We start from the raw sequence: 601 nt of genomic DNA, 5'->3' as shown, positions 1-601 counted from the left end.
TGCCCCGGCTGCGCCGACTGGCGGCCGATCCCGGCGATCGACTGGGTCATCGTCGGCGGCGAATCCGGGCCCCACGCCCGGCCGATCGAGGCGGACTGGGTGCGCGACCTGCGCGACCAGTGCGTCGAGGCCGGGACCGCGTTCTTCTTCAAGCAGTGGGGTGGCCGCACCCCGAAAACGGCCGGGCGTGAACTCGACGGCCGGATCTGGAACCAGTACCCGCAGAACAGGAGCACCTCATGCCACGCCTGATGTCGGTCTCGCTCACCGAACCCCAGGTCCGCGACCGGACAAAGACCGTCACCCGCCGCACGGGCTGGCTGATGCTGACGCCCGGCACCCGGCTCACGCTGTGCCGCAAGGTGATGGGCCGCCGCCGCGGCGAACCACTTGTACGGATCGTCGATGTCGAAGTTCTCGACGTGCGCCGCGAGCGCCTCGACACCATCACGAACGAAGAAGTCCGCGCCGAGGGCTTCCCTGAGATGACGCCGGCGCAGTTCGGCGAGTTCTTCTGCGGCAGCCACACCGGCTGCACCCCGGACTCGATGGTCACCCGAATCCGGTGGCGCTACCTCGACGATCCGGAATCGCCGTAGCA

The 601-nt window shown here is 69.1% G+C and carries 2 protein-coding genes; both read left to right on the top strand.

The window, feature by feature from the left end; translation table 11 throughout:
- A partial coding sequence (locus A5780_RS36980) for a DUF5131 family protein (protein WP_156769533.1) occupies positions 1–252 on the top strand: 252 nt, incomplete at its 5' end.
- Entirely contained in the window at positions 240–599 is a 360-nt protein-coding gene (locus A5780_RS36975; protein ID WP_231982988.1) for a hypothetical protein, read from the top strand. The genes A5780_RS36980 and A5780_RS36975, both read left to right, overlap by 13 nt.
- The last annotated feature ends 2 nt before the right edge of the window (positions 600–601 follow it).

Origin of the sequence: Nocardia sp. 852002-20019_SCH5090214, assembly GCF_001665865.1 — a bacterium.
GTDB classification, from domain to species: Bacteria; Actinomycetota; Actinomycetes; order Mycobacteriales; family Mycobacteriaceae; genus Nocardia; species Nocardia nova.
Note: the sequence above shows the minus strand (reverse complement) of the source record. Positions and strands in the feature narration are given on the sequence as shown.

What these genes read in the sequence shown, in the direction of transcription:
- A5780_RS36975 (WP_231982988.1), top strand. Translation starts at nt 240, where the DNA reads ATGCCACGCCTGATGTCGGTCTCGCTCACCGAACCCCAGGTCCGCGAC.